Genomic DNA, 20,263 nt, shown 5'->3' with positions numbered 1-20,263 from the left:
TCAGACCTGCTCGGAGGGCGGGACGGCGGGGGCCTGCTGGGTCGGGCTCTTGCTCCATGGGCCGGCCAGCGCCTCGTAGAAGTCCTTGAGCGCCGGGATCTCGCCGTGCTTGGCGTTCACCGCGGCGCCGATTTGGCGGGCCCGGTGGACCAGGATGTCGGAGCGGTGCTCGGGCGGCAGTTCCAGGATGGCCTCCTGGCCCGCGGTCAGCGCCGCCTCCGGATGTCCGGCGTGCAGCTTGCAGGAGGCGCGGTCGAGCCGCACCAGCGTCAGGTCGACCCGGTCGGACGGGGCGTACAGCGTGAGCGCGTGGCTCAGCACCTCGTCGCCGTGCCGGTGGTCGCCGAGGCTGGTGAAGGTGTCGCCCTCGTAGAAGGCCATCTGCCGGTCGGTGAAGCCGAACACCAGGTCGTTGGTGTCGGCCTTGGAGAGCTGATCGAAGACCGCCCTGCCGCGCACCAGCGCGCGGCGGGCGCCCGGCGCGGCGTCGCCGCGTCCGCGCATGGCCAGCATGCCGAGCGCGCGGGCCTCGACGGCCGGCGCCATCGCCGCCGCGACCCCGGGCGTGCGTCCGGCCAGGTCCTGGGCCTTGCGGGCCAGGTGCAGCGCCTCGCGCGGATCGCCGTAGTACATCGGCACCAGGGACTCGCGGACGGTGACCCAGGCGCGCAGCCCGCGGTCGTTGGTCTCGTCGGCGGCGGACCGGGCGGTACGGAAGAACGACCGGGCCAGCCGGTGGTCGCCCAGGTTGATCATGATCAGCCCGGACAGCCCGGACAGCTGGGCGGCGATCCGGCACAGCCGTTCCTGGAGCTCGACCGGCTGCCGCTTGTCGCACATGCGGCGCACCTCGCTGAAGTCCAGCAGCACGTCGCACAGCAGCCGCAGCGAGGGGGTCGCCTGGTACTGCTGGCCGTAGCCGAAGGTGGTCTCCTCCCACTGGTCGAGCATCGTCGGCGACACCGTCGCGCTGACCAGGGTGTCGTCCATCTTGCGACGAAGGTTGTCGACCGCCCCGAGGAACTGGCCGTCGAGCGCCACGCCCGCTCCGGCCAGGAGTTGCAGAAGTGTCCTGCGAAGCACGATGTCCTCCTCTCCCACATCGATGGAGATGGGACCCGCGGCGCGGTCGAGTCCCCGAACTTCGTTGACTGGCATCCAGTTGCGGTCGTCGGGCCTGGTGACGACCGCCCCGATCAGCGGTTCGGGCTCCCGCTCCGGCCGCCGCTCCGATCCCCGCCGGGGGGAGGCGGGAGCGGCGCCCGGCCGGACCGCGTGGCCGCGGCCGCAGATGCAGGGGCCCTGGTAGCCGAGGTCGTCGGGTTCGACCCGGTAGACGGCGCAGAGGTAGTGCAGGTACGCGGGCCCGGGCCGCTTGTAGGCGCTCTCGTACGCCGACAGCAGCGTCTCCCCGAGCCGGGGCGGCGGTTTGCCGTCGATCTCGTACAGCGCTCTGACCTGGGCCACGATGTCGGACAGCGAGACACCGTGCGAAAGGCGGTGCGCCTTGACCTTGCTGGTTCCGAAAAGGGGACCGCATTGGTCGTGGATATCGCGGGCGATGTCCACGGCACAGCGCCCCCGTGCCAGACCGCTAGCACGGATCGTTCGCGCTATCTCCGTCTCTTTGCGAGGGGGGTCCGACATCGATTCCGGCCTCCTCACCGCTGAGCCCGGTCGCCGGCCCCGGCCACGGGACCCGCTGCCGGCCACGGCGACCGGGTTGCTGGATGGCCACGAGAGATAATCTCTCGCGCACGCAGCGTAACCCTACGGAGGGGGCTGGCCAAGCCATTCCCGGGAAAGGGAAGGGCCTCGGGTGCACCCTCAGATCCTTGGGTAGAGATTCTTCCTCCCAAGGAGGACGAACCTCCTCCCGAAGTGGGGTAATCCCCCGCTTCGGCGGACAGCCGTGCCCTTGACCGAGCACCGTGAGAGTTGCAACTCTCGCCGGGAGTGACCGGACGCATCCGGAGCGTCCGATCAAGGAGCGCCCCTCGGCCGCGGCCCGGCGGGGACGGCGACGATCGCACGGGAACGCCGGAGCAGTCCTCGCAGCACGACGATGGAGGGGGTGCGCAGGTGGTCAGCGACATACGCGTCGGCTTCCTCGAGAAGCTGGAGCACGAGCTCGACACGCGCGGGCTCGTGGCCCGCGTGGTCCGGACCAGATCGGGACCGGCCTTCCTTCGGGTGGTCAACCCGGACGCGGCGAGCCTGGCCGAGGATGTGACGTGCGCGCCGGCTCCGGAGACGCACGATCACTACTACTGGTGGTCCTGGGGCGAGCGCATGCACCGGGTGGACGACCCGGGGGGCGCCGCGCTGAAGCTGGCCCGCGTCCTCGAGCCGCTGCGGCGCGAGAGATGCGAACGCCGCGAAGCACGGGACCCGCGGGACGCCTGGGGCTCGCGCGAGACCCGGGACGTCCGGGGCGCGCGGGACGGCCGGGACGCGCACAGGTTCGAGGCCCGGGGGCTGGAGCCGCATGGCGCGGCCCCGACGAGAGAGTGGCCGCCGGGCCACCCCTAGAGCCGGACGTGCCCCGCGGGCCGTGGCCGGAACGGCGCGGCAGCCGCGGACCCCGCGGGGCACGTTCGTTCCCCGGCGCGCCCGCGGCCGGACGAACCGCGCACCGGCGCGGGACGGCCGCGATGAACCCGCCGCGGGCCCGGTGCGGTCCCCCCTCACCAGGCCCGCGGCATCCGGGCAGGCCCGCCCCGGCCGGGTCGCTGCACATCGCCCCGCGGCGTACGAACCGCTCGTCACCGTCCTCTACGATCGGGCTCGTACCGCCGCGGACGCACGGCGATGTGCAGCGACACCCACAACCGGCCGGGGAGGGTCTGCCCCATGTCACTCGCTCTCGACGCCGCGATGCCCTGGATGCAGGACGGAACGCCCGAGAAGGCGTGCGTCACCAAGCACCCCAGCATCGGTTGCCGGATGGCCTGGAACATGTCGCACAACGAGGGGTTCACCCGCTTCTTCAACACCTGGCTCGACAAGCCGCTCGGCACGCTGTTCCTGATCGTGCTGACCTTCATGATCGCGCTGCTGCTGCGCCGGCTCACGCACCGGATGATCACTCAGATCACGCTCCGGATGGCCGAGGGCACGATGGCCGAGAAGGTGCGCGAGCGCAACCGCACCGCCTTCGACGGCAGCCCCGCCCTGCTCAACCAGCGGCGGGCGCAGCGCGCCAAGACCCTCGGCTCGGTGCTGCGGTCGATCGCCTCGGTGGTGATCCTCGGCACCGCGATGTTCAGCATCCTGGGCTCGCTCGGCCTCAATCTGGCGCCCATCCTGGCCAGCGCCAGCGTGATCGGCGTCGCGGTCGGCTTCGGCGCGCAGAACATCGTCAAGGACCTGCTGGCCGGGCTGTTCATGCTGCTGGAGGACCAGTACGGGGTCGGCGACGTGATCGACGTCGGCGGCGCCAAGGGGACGGTCGAGGCCGTCACCCTGCGGGTCACCCGGATGCGCGACGTCAACGGCGTCGTCTGGTACGTCCCGAACGGCGAGATCAAAAAGGTCGGCAACGAGTCCCAGAACTGGGGCCGGGCCGTCCTGGACATCCCGGTGGACATCCAGGAGGACACCGAGAAGGTCAAGCGGATCCTCCAGACCGTCGCCGACGAGATGGCCGCCACCCCCAAGTGGCAGAGCGTCATCCTGGAGGAGCCGTCGGTCTGGGGCGTGCAGTCGCTGGGCGGCGACGCGCTGGTCATCCGGATCGTCCTCAAGACCGCCCCGGGCCGGCAGGGCGACGTGGCCCGGCAGCTGCGCGAGCGCGTCAAGCGCGCGTTCGACGACGCCGGCGTCTCGGTCGCCACCCCCTCCGCCGCGTCCTGAGCCCGGTCCCGAGCCGGGCCCGGAGCCCGCGTCCGGACGATCTTCGGCGGCGAGGCTCCGGAGCGTCCCGCCGGGCCGTCCGGGTTCGCCGATCAAGGTGACCGATCCCGCATCGGGAGGGCGCCCGTCTCACATAGAGTGGGGACCGTTATGGCTCATGAAGTGACGTTCTACGAAGCGGTCGGCGGTGAGGAGACCTTCCGGCGGCTGGTCCACCGCTTCTACCAGGGGGTCGCCGGCGACCCCCTGCTGCGCCCCCTGTACCCGGAGGAGGATCTCGGCCCCGCCGAGGACCGGCTCCGGCTCTTCCTGATCCAGTACTGGGGCGGCCCCAACACCTACAGCCGGGAGCGCGGGCATCCCCGGCTGCGGATGCGGCACGTGCCGTTCGTGATCGGCGAGCCCGAGCGCGCGGCCTGGATGCGGCACATGCGCGCGGCGGTGGACGAGCTGAAGCTCCCCGAGGAGCTCGACGAGAAGCTCTGGAACTACTTCACGATGGCCGCGCGGAGCATGGTGAACGCCCCGTCATAACCGGGTAGATCGGCATGTATGACGCTGACCCCCTGGTGGCGCAATGCCGTCGTGTACGAGGTGTACGTCCGCAGTTTCGCCGACGCGGACGGTGACGGTGAGGGTGATCTGCGCGGGGTGCGGTCCCGGCTGGGCCACCTCCGCCACCTGGGTGTGGACGCCCTCTGGCTCACCCCGTTCTACCGCTCCCCCCTGGCCGACGGCGGCTACGACGTCGCCGACTACCGCGCGGTCGATCCGCGGTTCGGGTCGCTCGGCGACTTCGACGACCTGGTCGCCGCCGCGCACGGGCACGGACTCCGCCTGATCGTCGACATCGTCCCCAACCACACCTCCGACCGGCACCGCTGGTTCCAGGAGGCGCTGGCCTCGCCGCCCGGCTCGCCGGCCCGCGACCGCTACCTCTTCCGCCCGGGCGGACCGGCGGGCCCGGCTGGCGCGGCGGGCCCAGCCGGCGCGGCCGAGGGGCCGCCCAACGACTGGCCCTCGGCGTTCGGCGGGCCGGCCTGGACGCGGCTGCCAGACGGCGAGTGGTACCTGCACCTCTACACCCCCGAGCAGCCGGACCTCAACTGGCGCAACCCCGAGGTGCGGCGGGAGTTCGAGGACATCCTGCGGTTCTGGCTCGACCGCGGGGTGGACGGCTTCCGCATCGACGTCGCCGCCGGCCTGTTCAAGGACGGGACGTACGGCGATCTCGGCGGCCGGGACCGGCGCGCGCTGCACGGCCCGGTCTACGCCCGGTCGGAGATCCACCCGGTGTACCGGGCCTGGCGGCGCATCCTGGACGAGTACGACGGCGACCGGATGGCAATCGGCGAGGTCTGGACCGAGGGTCCCGAGGACCTCGCGCTCTACCTGCGTCCGGACGAGCTCCACCAGGTGTTCCAGTTCGACCTCCAGCTCGCGCCGTGGTCGGCGCCGGCGTTCCGGAACGTGGTCGCCTCGGCGCTGGCGGCCGTCGCGGGGGCCGGCGCGGCACCGACCTGGGTGCTGTCGAGCCACGACTCCGTCCGGCACGTGACCCGGTACGGGCGGCCGGGGAGCGCGCCCGGCCTCGGTCCGGCGCGGGCGCGGGCGGCGCTGCCGTTCATGCTGGCGCTCCCCGGCTCGGCCTACCTCTACCAGGGCGAGGAGCTCGGCCTGCCCGAAGTGACCGATCTGCCGGACGCCGCCCGCCAGGATCCGATCTGGACGCAGAGCGCGGGCGGGGAGCCGGGCCGCGACGGCTGCCGCGTCCCGCTGCCGTGGTCGGGGAAGACCGAGCCGTACGGTTTCTCGGCCGACGGCGTCCGGCCCTGGCTGCCGATGCCCGCCGGCTGGGCGGCGCTGACCGCCGAGGCACAGGCCCCGGACCCGGCGTCCACGCTGTCGTTCTACCGCGAGGCCCTGGCGCGGCGCCGGCTGCTGACGGCCGACCTGCCGGACGGCGTGGAGTGGCTGGACTCCCCCGAGACCGCACTGATCTTCCGGCGCGGACCGTTCGCCTGCGCCCTCAACTGCGGCGAGGACCCGGTGCGAATGCCGTCCGGCAGCGTCCTGCTGACCAGCGCGCCGCTGCACGGCGACCTGCTGGCGGGCAACTCCTCGGCCTGGCTCGTCCCGTCCGGCTGAGAGCCGGTCGAGACCACGGCGCGAACCCCGGCGGCGTGCCGCCTCCCGGAAGGGAACGGCACGCCGCGGGCCTGCGTGGCGCGGTTACAGCGGCGGGCGCTGCAACTGGAGCGGGTCGACGGCGTCGGACGGGACGTTGCTGAACGCCTGCGCGTCCGGCTTCACGTCCGCCCACCGCAGCAGGTCGGAGACCGCCTTGGTGCGCTGCGCGTCCGGCAGCTTCTCGATCAGCTTGCCGCTGTGGTTCATGCCCGGCGCGGTGTAGACGGCCGAGTCGCGGCTGCCCTCGCCCAGCCGGAACGGCTCGGCGCCCCACGGGTCGTTCGCCCCGTACAGGAACAGCATCCGGCTCCCGTGGCCGCGCACCCAGGCGTCGATGTCGCGCATCGCCGTGCCGCCGTCGAAGCGCATCGGGATGCTCTTCGGGACGTAGGTGCGGGCCTTGTAGCTGTCCTCGTGACGCAGCAGCGGGCGCAGGCTCGTGAACTGCGGCTTCGGCCAGCCGAGCTGCGTCCCCGCCTGGTAGTAGTACGGAACGTAGGGGGCCAGGCCCTGGTCGGTGTAGTACGACAGTCCGGAGATCGTGTCGAGCGTCTTGTAGATCTCGTCATCGGAGGCGTTCACCGCGGGCAGGGTCGCGCAGTCCGCTTGCAGGCTGTACTGCCAGAAGCCCCATTCGTAGTCCATGACGGAGTTCTCGAAGGCGCGGTCGGGCGTGCGCAGCGTGGAGAAGGTCCAGCCGTTCTCGGCGGCGTCGGCCTTGAAACGCTGGAGCATCGCGGGGCGCCGCTTGAGGAACTCGCGGGCCAGCGACTTCACGTGGACGCGGCATTCCGGGTCGCTGCCGACCTTGGCGAAGAACCGGTCGTAGGCGCTGTCCTCGTCGTTCTTCACGTCGTTCGGCGCCACGTAGACCACGCTGCCGTCGACGTCGCGGGGGTAGAAGCGCTTGTGGTAGACGGCGGTCATGCCGCCCTTGCTCGCGCCGGTGGAGATCCACCGGGTCCGGTAGATCCGCTTCAGCGCCCCGATGATCCGGTGCTCGTCGGTGGCCGCCTGCCAGATCGTGTCCTTCTTCCAGTCGGCCGGCTCGGGCCTGGACGGGGTGAAGTAGCGGTACTCGACCGAGATCTGGTTGCCGTCGACCAGCGCCGCCGGCTCGCTCTTGAACATCGTCTCGGGGGTGTCGTAGCCGCTGGTGTACAGCACCATCGGCCGATCGTCCGCCTTGTGCTGCAACATGATCCGCTGCTCGAACCACGGTCCCTTGGGCTTGCGGTGGTCGACCGGCTGCCGGTACTGGAGCCAGAACCACCGGTAGCCGGGCAGCGTGGAGGTCTTCTCCGTCACCGTCATGCCGGGAATCGCCTTGAGCCGGGCCGCGATGTCGTCCGGGGCACCGGGAACGGCCGCCCGGGCCGTGGTGCCGGCACCGGTGACTCCCGCGGCGAGCAGCAGGGCCATCGCTCCTCGTGTGAAGCGCCGCATCTTCCCCCTTCCACGTGGGATCTCCACAATTCGCGTCGTGACCTTAAAGGGAGAAAGGCACCCAGAACGAATCCCTGTCGGGCTTGTTACTGATCCGTGACGAGTCGCGCCCGCCGGACGTCCTGGGTACTACCCCAGGTCGGGGCGGGGGAAGAGGGACACTCCGTCGTCCCATGGGGCCAGCCGCTCGAAGACGCGCTCGTCGTGCCAGCGGCCCTCAGCGTAGAAATGCCGCCGGGCGGTGCCGACCAGCCTGAAACCGTTGTGGTCGAGCACCCGCTGCGAGGCGAGGTTGTCGACCCGGGTGCAGGCCTCCACCCGGTGCAGCCGCAGATGCCGGAAGGCCAGGTCGAGCACCTGCCGCACCGCCTCGGTCGCGACCCCGCGGCCGGTGTGCGCGCGCGCCACCCAGTACCCGACGAGGCAGCTCTGCATGGGGCCGCGCAGGATGTTGTCGAGCGTGACCCTCCCGGCGACCGCCCCGTCCACCAGCACGACGCCCGGCCACAGCTTCCGCGCGGCCTGCGCCTCAAGGAGGCCGCGAAGGTCGTCGGTCTGCCCCTTGGGGGTGAAGAAGGAGTCGTCCCGCTCCGGTACCCAGCGGCGCAGATGGTCGCGGTCGGCCTGGTAGAGCCGGACGAGGGGCGCGGCGTCGTCCAGCCGCGCGCCGCGGATCCCGACCGTCGCGGGCATGTCGCCCTCCTGCCCGTGACCTCCGACGCCACCCGGACCGGGGACGGTCCACGGTCAGGATACCGATCGGGATGCAGCGGGGACCGTCAGGCCGCGGGTGCCATGTAGCGGCCGATGAACGCGCGCTCCTGCGGGGTGAAGCGGCGCAGCCGGCCGGCCTCCACGTCGAACGCGACCAGGGTCGAGGTGGCGGTCACGTACACGTTCTCGTCGTCGCGCACCTCGTAGGCGAGCTTGAACGAGGCGGCGCGGGCCTCGGTGACCCACGTCTCCACCCGGACCGGGTGGACGGTCGGCAGCAGCGGCAGCCTGTAGTCGACCTCGTGCCGCGAGATCACCATGCCGCGGACCGGCTGCTCCCCCTTGCGCACCGGGTCGCCGTGGAGCATCTCCAGCCGCGCGTCCTCCAGGTAGCCGACGAACTTGACGTTGTTGACATGTCCCTGGGAGTCGATGTCGCCGAACCGGAGGTGGAACTCGTAGACGTGCCTGTACTCGGCCGCGGGCAGGTCGGTGTGCTGCATGTCCTCGCCTGGGGGTCGGTGACGTGGGGGAACGGTCGCGCCGATGCTACCCGCCGCCCCGCCCGCGGGAGGCCACCGGCCGGACGCCCCGCGCGCAGGGGAAACCGGCGACCGCGCGGACCCGGTGACCACCCATACGAAAGCCGGCCGCCGTGCGGATCACTCCGCACGGCCGCCGGCCCCGGTGCCTCAGCGGGTCAGCTTGCGGTGCGTGACCCGGTGCGGACGGGCGGCGTCGGCGCCCAGCCGGTCGATCTTGTTCTTCTCGTAGTCGGCGTAGTTGCCCTCGAACCAGAACCACTGGGAGCCCTCTTCCCACGCCAGGATGTGCGTGGCGATGCGGTCGAGGAACCAGCGGTCGTGCGAGGTGATGACGGCGCAGCCGGGGAACTCCAGCAGCGCGTTCTCCAGGCTGGAGAGCGTCTCGGTGTCGAGGTCGTTGGTGGGCTCGTCCAGCAGCAGCACGTTGCCGCCCTGCTTGAGGGTCAGCGCCAGGTTGAGCCGGTTGCGCTCACCGCCCGACAGCACGCCCGCGGGCTTCTGCTGGTCGGGGCCCTTGAACCCGAACGCCGCCACGTAGGCCCGCGAGGGCATCTCGACCTGGCCGACGTTGATGTGGTCGAGCCCGTCGGAGACGACCTGCCACACGTTCTTCTTCGGGTCGATGCCGCCGCGGCCCTGGTCGACGTAGGACACCTTGACCGTCTCGCCGACCCGCAGCACGCCCGAGTCGGGCCGCTCCTCACCGACGACCATCCGGAACAGGGTGGTCTTGCCGACGCCGTTCGGGCCGATGACGCCGACGATGCCGTTCGGCGGCAGGGTGAACGACAGGCCCTCCATCAGGGCCCGGTCATCGAAGCCCTTGGTGAGGTTCTCGGCGACGATCACCGTGTTGCCGAGGCGGGGGCCCGGCGGGATCTGGATCTCCTCGAAGTCGAGCTTGCGGGTCTTGGCCGCCTCGGAGGCCATCTCCTCGTACCGCGCCAGCCGGGCCTTGCTCTTGGTCTGCCGCGCCTTGGGGTTGGAGCGGACCCACTCCAGCTCGTCCTCCAGGCGCTTCTTGCGCTTGACGTCCTTGTTGCCCTCGACCTTGAGCCGCTCGGCCTTCTTCTCCAGGTAGGTGGAGTAGTTGCCCTCGTAGGGGTGGCAGCGGCCCCGGTCGAGCTCCAGGATCCAGGTGGCGACGTTGTCGAGGAAGTACCGGTCGTGCGTGACGGCCAGGACGGTGCCCTCGTACTTGGCCAGGAACTGCTCCAGCCACTGGACGCTCTCGGCGTCGAGGTGGTTGGTGGGCTCGTCCAGCAGCAGCAGGTCGGGCGACTCCAGCAGCAGCTTGCACAGCGCGACGCGGCGCCGCTCACCACCCGACAGGGTGGTGACGTCGGCGTCGGGCGCCGGGCAGCGCAGCGCGTCCATCGCCTGCTCAAGCTGGCTGTCGAGGTCCCACGCGTTGCGGTGGTCGAGCTTGTCCTGGAGCTTGCCCATCTCGGCCATGAGCTCGTCGGAGTAGTCGGTCGCCATCTTCTCGGCGATCTCGTTGAACCGGTCGAGCATCGCCTTGGTCTCGGCGACGCCCTCCTCGACGTTGCCGAGCACCGTCTTGGCCTCGTTGAGCGGCGGCTCCTGCTGGAGCATGCCGACCGTGAAGCCCGGCATCAGGCGGGCGTCGCCGTTGGACGGCTGGTCCAGACCGGCCATCATCCGCAGCAGCGTCGACTTACCGGTGCCGTTCGGGCCCAGGACACCGATCTTGGCGCCGGGCAGAAAGTGCAGGGTGACGTCGTCGAGGACGACCTTGTCGCCATGTGCCTTGCGCACACGCTGCATCGTGTAGATGTACTCGGCCATATCGTCAAGCCTAGGGGGTTCCCGGACCGGTCGATGCAGGGCCCGGACGGCGCGCCCGCCCGGCTCAGCCCCCCGGGGCCTTGGGCCCGTCGACCGCGGGCAGGCAGACCCGGTCCCGGCCGGACTCCTTGGCCCGGTAGAGCGCGAGGTCGGCGGCGGCCAGCAGCTCGATCAGGTCCTCCCCGTGCATCCGGAACAGCGAGACGCCCACCGAGATCGTCACCGCCACGGTGCCCTCCTCGGCCGGCACCGCCAGCCTGCGCACCCGGCCGCGCAGCCGCTCGGCGACGCGGCACGCCTCCACCGTGTCGGCGCCGGGCAGCAGCACCACGAACTCCTCGCCGCCGAACCGGCCCACCACGTCGTAGTCGCGGAGCTGGCCGCACAGCGTGCTGGCCACCCCGACCAGCACCTGGTCGCCGATCAGGTGCCCGTGGGTGTCGTTGACCCGCTTGAAGTAGTCGATGTCGATCAGCAGCAGGGCCAGCGGGTCATGGGTGCGCTGGGACCGGGACAGCTCGGTGTCGGCCTCCCGCTGCCAGGCGGCGGCGTTCAGCAGCCCGGTCTTGGCGTCGGTCCGGGCCGCCGCCTGCAACTGCTGGTGCATCAGGCTGCGCTGGAGCAGCACGACCGGGGGGAGCGCCAGCAGCAGCAGCCCCAGCGACAGCGTGCTGGTGATCGCCACCAGCATCCCCACGCACAACTCCACCACGTCGAGCAGCAGGCTCTCCCGGTTCCACAGCACGTCGCGCCAGCGGCTCTCGGGGTTGGCCGCGTGCGCGGCGATCGCCACCAGCGCCGAGATGACCACGGTGAACAGGGCCGCGCAGCCGACCGCGACCGGGATGCCGGGGGTCACGTCGACGATCCACTGCGGTGTGCCCGCCAGCGGCTCGGGCACCACCAGGTGGAAGACCAGCGACGCGCACGCCCCCGCGATGCCGTGCGCCGACATCACCAGGAGCCTGCGGTACACCAGGGTCCTGCGGACCCTGAACTGGAGGAGCGCCTGCAACGGGATGGGGATCAGCAGCGCGTAGACCGGCGGCAGCAGCAGCGCCACCGGCAGCCACCAGGCCGAAAGCAGGTCGCGGGCGACCCCCGCGGGCATGCCCAGCCGGCGCGAAGCCTCGATGCAGACCGCCCCGCAGGCAAGCAGAGCGGAAAATGTCAGGAGATCGTTGATTCGGAGCGGAGTGCTCACCAGGCCCGCGACGGTGAGCGCGAGGTGGACCGCGACGACCGCGGGCACGTAGACGGCCAGCAGGGACGAACCCCGCAAAACCCCCCTGCGCTGGGGCTTCTGGGCCAAGTCCCCACCATGGTCCTCGGCGGACGACTGCACTGCCGTCATCCTTCCCCCCTATGCATCACGTTGTGTAACACGATAGTTGCAACGTGTGCGGAGCGGGCCGGAAACCGGTACCTTCGAAAGGGCACATGTGGGTGACCGCTCTGGTCACCTGCCGCAGGACCTGCGAACACGCGGTCCTCAGCACATCCTGAGGGGGAGAACATCATGCGCGGCGTTTCCTGGATCTAAAAGGCGGCCCGCACCCCGACGGCGGGGGCGGCGGCCGGCGGCACGCCGGATGACGCCCCCGCGACCGAGGGAGAAGTGACCAAAGGCGATCGCCCGACCGTTCCCCCGGCGGCATCCCCTTAAGCCTCCGGAGCGCACCCCGCCCCGGCGGGGCGCCCAGGCCCGTACGCCCTCCCGACAAGGACCGCGCACGGGCCTGCTATCCGGTGTCCGGGCGTCCCCGATCAGCCTTCCCCCGTCTCCCGCCCTTCACTCGCACCACACCCCTCTCTCCTGCCGCACCCGCTTCCTGTGGTCCGTCGGTTCGCCGAAGCGGGCGCGGAGGGAGTCGGCGTCGATCGCGGTGAGTGCCCCCGGCCGGGGCGGTCAGGCGGCCTTGGGCTGCTCCTCCTCGGCGTCGAGCGGGCCGCTGAGGGCCCACTGGTCGGTGGCGTCGCGGGCCTCCCGGCGGTCGTCGTCGGTGAGCGCGCCGCCGCGCTGGACGGGGCGGAAGTCGGCGGTGCCGCGGCTCAGGTCGTGCCCGAGGGTGGTGGCCTCGACCTCGGCGGAGAACCGCCACTGGCCGTCGCGCTCGTACTGGCGGACGCGCAGCCGGCCGGTGACCACTACGGGATGGCCCCGCTTGAACTCGGACGCGTTGACGTTGTCGGCGAGGCCGCGCCAGCAGTTGACCACCAGGAACATCGTGTCGAGGTCCTGCCACTGGCCGGACTGGCGGTCGTAGCGGCGGGGCGTGCAGCCGACCCGGAGGGACAGGAACGGGGTGCCGTTGCCGGTGACGGCGTAGTAGGGGTCGGCAGCGATCCAGCCGGTGAGGGTGATGTGGGCTTCGTTCATGGCTCCACGGTGACGGCCCGTCACCGTGGAGCGGAAGGGGCGTGCGGAACTGTGGATAACTCAGCCGAGCGCGACGTCGACGTCCTCGCGGAAGCGGGCGTAGACGCGCAGCTCCTCGGCCACGGGCTCGAGCACCTTCTCGTCGGCGACGCGTTCGATGCTCTCGCGCATGTGCTCCTCCATGCGGTCGCCGTGCTTGGCGGAGGAGAGCGCGACCATGTTGCGGCAGGCCGAGGACGTGAGCCAGCCCATGCCGCAGGTGCAGACGGCCAGGACCGCGACGTAGGGGATCAGGCCGGCCTCGCCGAGCAGGGCCCCGGGGTCGTCGCCGCCCGCCTCGAAGACGCCGTAGGCGACCAGCAGGCAGATCCAGACCACGCTCAGCACCGCGACCAGGACCAGGAAGTACTGCCAGGTCTTGACCAGCCACCACCAGCGGGGCACCTGGTTGAACGTGGGCAGCGCCTCCTTGAGGGAGACGCCGAGGGACTCGGGGAGCTCGGCGGCGTGGGAGCGCCCGGCGGCGCGGACCGAGCGGGCCCAGGCGTCCGGCAGGTCGCCGGTGACGCCGTCGGTGACGCCCTGCACGGCGTTGTCGACGTCGCCCTGCTGGGCGCCGATCGGGCCGGTGAACGCGCCGCGCAGCTCCTCGCGCAGCTCGGTGAGGCGCATCCGGCGGAGCGGGTCCGAGCGCAGCCGGGTGACGAGCGCGGCGACGGGCCAGCCGACGAAGTCGGCGGCGCGCAGCTCGTAGGCGCTCTCCATCGCCTCGGCGACGGCGGGCGCGCCGGCGGCGTCGGTCAGGGCCTGGACGAGTTCCCCGCGGCGTTCGCCGTCGACGCCGGCCGCGGGCTCGGTGTCGCCGCGGTGCGGGACGAACCGCCGGGCGGTCCGGTCGACGTCGGCGGTGAGCCGCTCGCTGCGGGCACGGCGGGCGGCGACGGCGTCGACGAGGATCTCGCGGAACCCGGCGACGCCCTTCTCGCTGATCGCGGAGGTGGTCACGATGCGCGGGTCGGCGAGGCCCTCGGCCTCCAGCAGGCGGCGCAGGTCGGCGACGCAGTCGTCGATCTCGGCGGGCTGGAGCCGGTCGACCTGGTTGAGCACGATGAGGGTGACGCCGGCATACCGGGCGAACGGGACGATGTAGTTGCGGTGCAGCGCCGCGTCGGCGTACTTCTGCGGGTCGACGACCCAGACGAGCAGGTCGGCGATGGTGACGAAGCGGTCGACCTCGGCGCGGTGCAGCGCCTGGATGGAGTCATGGTCGGGCAGGTCGAGCAGGACCAGGCCCTGGAGGGAGCTGTCGGCGCGTTCCAGGTCGAGCGCGCTCGCGCGGGCGTAGCGGTGCCGCTTGTCGACGTCGAGCCAGTCGAGCAGCGGCCCGGCGCCGTCCAGGCCCCAGACGCAGGCGTGCGCCTTGGAGGTCATCGGGCGGCGCACGCCGGTGGGCGACAGCTCCAGTCCGCAGATGGCGTTGAAGAGCGAGGACTTGCCGCTGCCGGTGCCGCCGGCGAGGGTGATCACGGTGTGCTCGCCGGAGAGCCGGAGCCGCTGCCCGGCCCGGCCCAGCAGGGCGCCCGCGTCGTCCAGGAGCGGCTGGTCGAGCCGGCCGGCGCCGGCTTGGACGACCCGGTCGAGGCCGTCCAGCCGCTCGGTGAGCGTCGGTGCCGCGGGCGCGTCCGGCGCGGGCCCCGCGGTGGCGGCTCCGGCGACGGGAACGCCGGTGTCCGCCTGGGAGCCGGCGGGCATGGCCGAGGTGGTCATCGGGCGACCTCGAGGTTGTAGGTGGCCTGGTAGAGCTGGACGGGGACGGTCTCGTCGGGGATGCCGGCGGCGTCGAGCGCCTGGCCGAAGCGGATCGCCTCCTCGTCGAACAGCATGCCGATGCGGCTGCGCAGGTCGGCGCGGGCCTTGGCGCCCATGCCGCGCAGCGACTCGGCGCCGAACAGCGCCTTGAGCAGCCGCTGCGGGACGGCGCTGTTGCCGCCCTCGACGTTGACGTCGGAGGCGCCGAAGCCGAGCAGGCCGATCGTCAGGACCAGCGAGACGGCCTCGGTGTCGAACGAGACCAGCTTGGCGACCGAGCGCTTGGTGACGCCCTCGGTGCGGATGAGCTCCTGGACGTGGTCCTGCCAGGCGCTGACCGCGCGGGTGACGCGGCGGGACAGCTCCGGCGAGACGTGCCCGAGCCCGGCGGCCGGGCCGGACGCCACCGGCCCGCCGGCGGGGTGCTCGCGCCAGCGCGCGAGGACCTGCTCGGCGGCGTGCTCGGCGGACGCCATGATCAGCGATTCGAGCCCGCTGCGCAGGGACGCCTTGAGCGCGCGGACCCGGGCGGGGCTGCGGTGCCGCCGGCTGGCGCCCCGTCCGCGGCGGGCGCGCTGGGCGTGCAGGGCGCGCAGCAGGTCGCCCGTCCCGGCGAAGTCCTGCCAGCGGGCGAGGACCTCGCCGCGCAGCAGCGACCCGTTGCGGGTGGCCTCGTCGAGCTCGGCGAGCGCGGTGCTGTAGGACGACTCGACCAGCCGCGCCAGCTCGGTGCGCTGCTCGACCTGGACCTCGACCTGGCGGGCCAGCTCGGGGACGCGGGTGCGGAAGCTGTCGAGGACGCCGGCGAGGGTGTCACCGACGATCACCTCGCGGTCGCCGGTGTTCTCGGCGACGCCGACGAGCCAGGAGCGGATGTCCTCGACGGCCTCCTCGGGGAGGCGGCTCTCCTCGATGCGGGTCTCGGGGACGGTGAAGCGGCGGGTGTCGCCGACCTCGTTCTCGCCGAGCATCTCGCCGAAGTGCTCGACGACCTCGCCGCCGGCGCCCTGCGGGACGCGGGACAGCACGACCCCGATGGTGGCGCCGTTCTCCTTGGCGCGCTGGAGCATCTGCCAGACCTGCGCGTCGGCGTAGCGGGCGGCGGTGGTGACGCACAGCCACAGGTCGGCGGCGGCCATCAGCTTGGTCGCGAACTCGTAGTGGTCCTCGAAGACCGAGTCGAAGTCGGGGCTGTCGAGCAGCGCCAGGCCGGGCGGCAGCGCCTCGCTGGCGATGATGACGAGCTGGTCGCCGGCGATCGCGTCCGGCGCGGGACCGCGGACCCGGCCCATGCCGGGCAGCATCGGGCCCTTCAGGAACCAGTCGGCGTGGTCGGGGTGGCAGACCAGGATCGGGCTGCTGGTGGTGGGGCGGAGCACGCCGGTGGCGCTCACCCGGGCGCCCACCAGGGTGTTGACCAGGGTCGACTTGCCGGCGCCGGTGGATCCGCCGAGGACCACCAGCATCGGCTTGCCGGCCGCCTGGATCCGCGGCAGGACGTAGTCGTCGAGCTGGTTGCGCAGCTCGGTGCGCGCCTCGCGGGCCTCGGCGACCCCGTCGACGTCGAGCACGAAGTCGAACGCGCCGAGCTGGTCGCGCAGCCCGGTCAGGGCGCGGGTGAGGTCGCCCTGCCGGTACGTCGTGCCGGACGTCCCGGGGGCCCGGGCGGCGCCGGGCGCGCCGGGCTCCCGGGCGCGGGCGCGGGGGTCGGCGGGGGTGCTGTCACGGCTCGTTCCGGCTTCGCCCGTGGCCTTCTCCGAACGGTCGGCGCCGCGCTGCCCGGCGGTCGTGTCGTCTGTGGCGGTGTCGTGTGTGGTGGTGCCGTCTGTGGTGGTGCCGTCTGTGGTGGCGTCGCTGTCGGACACCGTGTCGTCCTCGATCCCGTGTCCCGGGCCGGTGCCCGCCTCCTCGTCGTGAATGGCGCTCTGTTCTGCCGGGGGTGTCACGGATCCCGTCCCATGTCCGTTCGAATCACGTCGATCTCTCGTGCCACGTTGACGACGTCGCCCACGACCACGATCGCCGGGGGCCTGACTCCGGCCGCGGCCATCTCGTCGGCCACCGTGCCGAGCGTGGCCGTCAGCGCCCGCTGGCCGGGGAGGGTGCCGTCCTGCACCACGGCGACCGGCGTATCGGACGACCGACCATAGCGCATCAGGGCGGTGGTGATCAGTGCCATCCGCTCGACCGCCATGAGCAGCACCAGGGTGCCGCCGGCGTGTCCCATCGCCTCCCAGTCGACGGTCGAGTCGGGGTGGTCCGGGGGGACGTGCGCGGAGATCACGTGGAACTCCTGCGCGACGCCCCGGTGCGTCACCGGGATGCCCGCCGCGGACGGCACGGCGACCGCGCTGGTGATGCCGGGGACGACGGTGACCGGGACGCCGTGCCGGGCGCAGTGCAGGGCCTCTTCGCCGCCGCGGCCGAACACGAACGGGTCGCCGCCCTTGAGCCGGACGACGAACTTGCCCTGCCGGGCGTGCTCGACCAGATGGTCGTTGATGCGGTCCTGGGCGAGCGTCCGGCCGTAGGGGATCTTGGCCGCGTCGATCACCTCGACGTCGGCGGCGAGCTCGTCGAGCAGCTCGCGGGGGGCGAGCCGGTCGGTGACCACGACGTCGGCCATGGCCAAGAGCTGCCGGCCGCGGACGGTGATCAGCCCGGCGTCGCCGGGGCCGCCGCCGACCAGGGCGACGCCGACGGGCTTCTGCCGGGAGTGCCGGGATTGGAGGGTGGCGTCGCGGAGCCCGTCGACGATCGCGTCGCGCAGGCCCGCGGCCCGCCTCGGGTCGCCGCCGGACAGCACCCCGACGGTCGTCTCGCCGACCTGGCCGCCGGCCGGCGTCCAGGCCGGGGAGGACTCGGCGTCATCGGCGCGCACCGACCAGATCCGGGCCGCCTCGGCCTCGGCGATCACGGCGCCGTTGACCTTGGCGTCGTCGGTGACGGCCTGCACCAGCCAGGCGCCGGCGCAGTCGCCGCGCCGGTAGGGGCGGCGGTGCCAGGTGACCCGCCCGTCGCCGATCAGGTCTTCGAGCGAGGGGGTGACCTCCGGGGAGACCAGCACCACCTCGGCTCCGGCGGCGACCAGGGTCGGCACCCGGCGCTGGGCGACCCTGCCGCCGCCGACGACGAGGACGCGGCGACCGCCGAGGCGCAGTCCTAGCAGGTACGGGGGCACGTCGTCATTCTCTCGATCAGGGCTCTTGGGTCGTTCGCGGACGCGGGTGACGGACATGTGGCTTTGCGGACCAAAGGTACTCGGGTTACCGGTCTCATGGAGAGGGCTCCCGCCCAGTCGATAGCCGAGCGTGACTCATTCGGTGATCACCTGGGGACGGCCGGCGTCCTTGCCGCTCACTCCGGCCGAGTCGAAGGTCGCGACCTCGTGCAGCACCCGGACGGCGCTCTGGACCAGTGGCAACGCCAGCAGCGCGCCGGTCCCCTCGCCGAGCCGCAGCTCCAGGTCGACCAGCGGGCGCAGGCCCAGGTGGCGGACGGCGGCGGCGTGGCCCGGCTCCGCCGAGCGGTGCCCGGCGACGCAGGCGGCGAGGGCGTCGGGGCACAGCGCCCGCGCGGCGAGCGCGGCGGCTCCGGCGATCACCCCGTCCAGCACGACCGGGACCTTGAGGGCGGCGGCGCCGAGGACGAACCCGGCGAGCGCGGCGTGCTCGAGCCCGCCGACGGCGGCGAGGACCTCCAGCGGGGCGCCGGCCTCGACGGCGGCGCGGTGCCGGCCGAGCGCGGCCCGCACGACGCCGATCTTGTGCGCGTGGGTGGCGTCGTCGATGCCGGTGCCGCGGCCGGTGACCTCCTCGGGCGGCAGGCCGGTGAACGCGGCGATCAGGGCGGCCGAGGCGGTGGTGTTGGCGATGCCCATGTCGCCGGTGATCAGGCAGCGGGCGCCGGCCGAGACCAGGTCGCGGGCGACCTCGATGCCGGTCTCGACGGCCCGCCGGGCCTGCTCGGGCGTCATGGCGGGGCCCCGGGTCATGTCGGCGGTGCCGAGGGCGATCTTGCGCGGCAGCAGGCCGGGCGCGGCGTCCAGCTCGGCGGCGACGCCCACGTCCACGACGCTGACCTCGGCGCCGGCCTGCGCGGCGAAGGCGTTGACGACCGCGCCGCCGGCCAGGAAGTTGGCCACCATCTGCGCGGTCACCTCCTGCGGCCAGGGGGTGACGCCCTGGGCGTGGACGCCGTGGTCGGCGGCGAAGACGGCGACGGCGGCCGGTTCCGGCAGCGGCGGCGGGCTCTGCCCGGCCAGCCCGGCGAGGCGGACCGACACCTCCTCCAGGACGCCGAGCGAGCCCGGCGGCTTGGTGAGCCGGGCCTGGTGGTCGCGGGCGTCCCGCATGGCGGCCTCGTCCGGCGGGACGATGGCGGCGATCGTCTCCTCGATCAGGTTCACGGTGTCCTCCCCGGGCGGCCTCCGCCGCCCGTACTGCTCGTCGTGCCTGGCGGAGGGGTCAGATGCCGAGGTCACTCAGCACCTCCAGCAGGGCGTCGTTGGCGGACCGGCCCCGCACGGCGAGCCGCAGCCAGTCGGGGCCGAGCCCGGGGAAGGTGTCGCCGCGCCGCACGGCGTAGCCGCGCTGCCTCAGCAGGGCCCGAATGCCCAGCCCGTCCGGTACCCGCAGGCACAGGAACGACGCCCGCGGCTCGGGCACCACGTACAGCCCGCGCGCGGTCAGCTCGCCCGCCAGGCGGTCGCGCTCGGCGGACAGCTCGACCGCCCACGCCCCGGCCTCGACCACGGCCGCCGGGGACGAGCACGCCTCGACGGCCACCAGGGCGGGTGTGGACACCGCCCACAGCGGCTGGGCCTCGGCCAGGCGGGCGATCAGGTGCGGGTCGGCCAGCACGTATCCGGCGCGGAGCCCGGCCAGCCCCCACGTCTTGGTGAGGCTGCGGATCACGACCACGCCGGACGGGAGCCGCGCGGCGAGGCTCTCCGGCTCGCCCGGCACGCAGTCCATGAACGCCTCGTCGACCACGACCGTCCGGCCCGGACGGGCCAGCGCGGCGATGGCGCCGGACGGGTGCAGGACCGACGTCGGGTTGGTCGGATTTCCGATCATGACCAGGTCGGCGCCGTCCGGCACGGCGGCCGGGTCGAGGGTGAAGTCCTTGCCGAGGACGGCTCGCCCGACCTCGTGCCCGGCCGCCCGCAGGGCCGCCTCGGGCTCGGTGAACTGAGGGTGCACCACGACGGCGCGGCGCGGTTCCAGCACCCGTGCGAGCAGCACGAACGCCTCGGCGGCGCCCGCGGTCAGCAGCACCTCGTCCACCGCCCGGCCGTGCCGCCTCGCCACCGCCTGCCGGGCGGGCCCCGGGTCGGGGTAGGCGGCCAGGTCGGCGACGGTCTCGCGGAGCCGCTCGGCCAGCCAGGCCGGCGGCATTCCGGCGCGCACGTTCACGGCGAAGTCGGCGAGCCCGCCGCCGACCTCGGCGTCGCCGTGGTGGCGCAGATCGACCTCGTCCGGCTCCTGCCGCTCACCGGCCGGCCCCGGCCACG

The 20,263-nt window shown here is 72.8% G+C and carries 16 protein-coding genes; 4 read left to right on the top strand and 12 right to left on the bottom strand.

Annotated features, from left to right (window positions below; all coding sequences use genetic code 11):
• Positions 1-1,467: an NsdA family TPR-like regulatory protein gene (locus tag QP090_RS35630; protein WP_285944158.1), complete on the bottom strand. Its 1,467-nt coding sequence runs from the start codon at positions 1,465-1,467 to the stop codon at positions 1-3.
• Positions 1,468-2,082: 615 nt separating this feature from the next.
• On the opposite strand from QP090_RS35630, the gene QP090_RS35625 reads away from it, so the two are divergent.
• The 4 genes from QP090_RS35625 to QP090_RS35610 all read left to right on the top strand — a co-directional run bounded on the left by QP090_RS35625 (position 2,083) and on the right by QP090_RS35610 (position 6,003).
• Positions 2,083-2,532 (top strand): hypothetical protein, encoded by a 450-nt coding sequence (locus QP090_RS35625; RefSeq protein ID WP_285944157.1) that lies wholly within the window; start codon positions 2,083-2,085, stop codon positions 2,530-2,532.
• Positions 2,533-2,853: 321 nt separating this feature from the next.
• Positions 2,854-3,855, top strand: a complete 1,002-nt coding sequence (locus QP090_RS35620; protein WP_285944156.1) for a mechanosensitive ion channel family protein — start codon at positions 2,854-2,856, stop codon at positions 3,853-3,855.
• 150 nt (positions 3,856-4,005) lie between these two features.
• Entirely contained in the window at positions 4,006-4,389 is a 384-nt protein-coding gene (locus tag QP090_RS35615; protein WP_285944155.1) for a globin, read from the top strand.
• An 18-nt stretch (positions 4,390-4,407) separates the two neighbouring features.
• Positions 4,408-6,003: a glycoside hydrolase family 13 protein gene (locus QP090_RS35610; protein WP_285944154.1), complete on the top strand. Its 1,596-nt coding sequence runs from the start codon at positions 4,408-4,410 to the stop codon at positions 6,001-6,003.
• Between the two features lie 84 nt (positions 6,004-6,087).
• Here the strand turns inward: QP090_RS35610 and QP090_RS35605 are convergent, their stop codons facing one another.
• From QP090_RS35605 to cobC, 11 genes are all read right to left on the bottom strand, one after another.
• Positions 6,088-7,467: a S28 family serine protease gene (locus tag QP090_RS35605; RefSeq protein ID WP_285944153.1), complete on the bottom strand. Its 1,380-nt coding sequence runs from the start codon at positions 7,465-7,467 to the stop codon at positions 6,088-6,090.
• A 153-nt stretch (positions 7,468-7,620) separates the two neighbouring features.
• Positions 7,621-8,184: a GNAT family N-acetyltransferase gene (locus QP090_RS35600; RefSeq protein WP_285944152.1), complete on the bottom strand. Its 564-nt coding sequence runs from the start codon at positions 8,182-8,184 to the stop codon at positions 7,621-7,623.
• 86 nt (positions 8,185-8,270) lie between these two features.
• Positions 8,271-8,708 carry an acyl-CoA thioesterase gene (locus QP090_RS35595; RefSeq protein ID WP_285944151.1) on the bottom strand — a complete coding sequence of 146 codons (438 nt, stop codon included), beginning with the start codon at positions 8,706-8,708 and terminating at the stop codon, positions 8,271-8,273.
• Positions 8,709-8,897: 189 nt separating this feature from the next.
• Positions 8,898-10,559 carry an energy-dependent translational throttle protein EttA gene (gene ettA / locus QP090_RS35590; RefSeq protein ID WP_285944150.1) on the bottom strand — a complete coding sequence of 554 codons (1,662 nt, stop codon included), beginning with the start codon at positions 10,557-10,559 and terminating at the stop codon, positions 8,898-8,900.
• Positions 10,560-10,623: 64 nt separating this feature from the next.
• Positions 10,624-11,913 (bottom strand): sensor domain-containing diguanylate cyclase, encoded by a 1,290-nt coding sequence (locus tag QP090_RS35585; protein ID WP_329521771.1) that lies wholly within the window; start codon positions 11,911-11,913, stop codon positions 10,624-10,626.
• Positions 11,914-12,468: 555 nt separating this feature from the next.
• On the bottom strand, positions 12,469-12,939 hold the full coding sequence (locus QP090_RS35580; protein ID WP_285944148.1) for a single-stranded DNA-binding protein: 471 nt from the start codon (positions 12,937-12,939) through the stop codon (positions 12,469-12,471).
• Positions 12,940-12,999: 60 nt separating this feature from the next.
• On the bottom strand, positions 13,000-14,706 hold the full coding sequence (locus QP090_RS35575) for a GTPase family protein (RefSeq protein WP_285944147.1): 1,707 nt from the start codon (positions 14,704-14,706) through the stop codon (positions 13,000-13,002).
• On the bottom strand, positions 14,703-16,694 hold the full coding sequence (locus QP090_RS35570) for a GTPase family protein (protein ID WP_285944146.1): 1,992 nt from the start codon (positions 16,692-16,694) through the stop codon (positions 14,703-14,705). Before QP090_RS35570 ends, QP090_RS35575 begins: the two co-directional genes overlap by 4 nt.
• Positions 16,691-17,929 (bottom strand): uroporphyrinogen-III C-methyltransferase, encoded by a 1,239-nt coding sequence (cobA, locus tag QP090_RS35565; protein ID WP_285944145.1) that lies wholly within the window; start codon positions 17,927-17,929, stop codon positions 16,691-16,693. Before cobA ends, QP090_RS35570 begins: the two co-directional genes overlap by 4 nt.
• 135 nt (positions 17,930-18,064) lie before the next feature.
• Positions 18,065-19,231: a nicotinate-nucleotide--dimethylbenzimidazole phosphoribosyltransferase gene (gene cobT, locus QP090_RS35560; RefSeq protein ID WP_285944144.1), complete on the bottom strand. Its 1,167-nt coding sequence runs from the start codon at positions 19,229-19,231 to the stop codon at positions 18,065-18,067.
• On the bottom strand, positions 19,215-20,216 hold the full coding sequence (gene cobC / locus QP090_RS35555; protein ID WP_285944226.1) for an Rv2231c family histidinol phosphate aminotransferase CobC: 1,002 nt from the start codon (positions 20,214-20,216) through the stop codon (positions 19,215-19,217). The genes cobT and cobC overlap by 17 nt, the downstream gene beginning before the upstream one ends.
• Between the last annotated feature and the right edge of the window lie 47 nt (positions 20,217-20,263).

Source organism: Actinomadura xylanilytica (assembly GCF_030283145.1).
Classification (GTDB): domain Bacteria; phylum Actinomycetota; class Actinomycetes; order Streptosporangiales; family Streptosporangiaceae; genus Spirillospora; species Spirillospora xylanilytica.
The sequence above is the reverse complement of the archived record's forward strand: the minus strand, read 5'-3'. Positions and strand labels throughout refer to the sequence as shown.

What these genes read in the sequence shown, in the direction of transcription:
- QP090_RS35620 (WP_285944156.1), top strand. Translation starts at nt 2,854, where the DNA reads ATGTCACTCGCTCTCGACGCCGCGATGCCCTGGATGCAGGACGGAACG.
- QP090_RS35615 (WP_285944155.1), top strand. Translation starts at nt 4,006, where the DNA reads ATGGCTCATGAAGTGACGTTCTACGAAGCGGTCGGCGGTGAGGAGACC.
- QP090_RS35610 (WP_285944154.1), top strand. Translation starts at nt 4,408, where the DNA reads ATGACGCTGACCCCCTGGTGGCGCAATGCCGTCGTGTACGAGGTGTAC.
- QP090_RS35605 (WP_285944153.1), bottom strand. Translation starts at nt 7,467, where the DNA reads ATGGCCCTGCTGCTCGCCGCGGGAGTCACCGGTGCCGGCACCACGGCC.
- QP090_RS35600 (WP_285944152.1), bottom strand. Translation starts at nt 8,184, where the DNA reads ATGCCCGCGACGGTCGGGATCCGCGGCGCGCGGCTGGACGACGCCGCG.
- QP090_RS35595 (WP_285944151.1), bottom strand. Translation starts at nt 8,708, where the DNA reads ATGCAGCACACCGACCTGCCCGCGGCCGAGTACAGGCACGTCTACGAG.
- ettA (WP_285944150.1), bottom strand. Translation starts at nt 10,559, where the DNA reads ATGGCCGAGTACATCTACACGATGCAGCGTGTGCGCAAGGCACATGGC.
- QP090_RS35585 (WP_329521771.1), bottom strand. Translation starts at nt 11,913, where the DNA reads ATGACGGCAGTGCAGTCGTCCGCCGAGGACCATGGTGGGGACTTGGCC.
- QP090_RS35580 (WP_285944148.1), bottom strand. Translation starts at nt 12,939, where the DNA reads ATGAACGAAGCCCACATCACCCTCACCGGCTGGATCGCTGCCGACCCC.
- QP090_RS35575 (WP_285944147.1), bottom strand. Translation starts at nt 14,706, where the DNA reads ATGACCACCTCGGCCATGCCCGCCGGCTCCCAGGCGGACACCGGCGTT.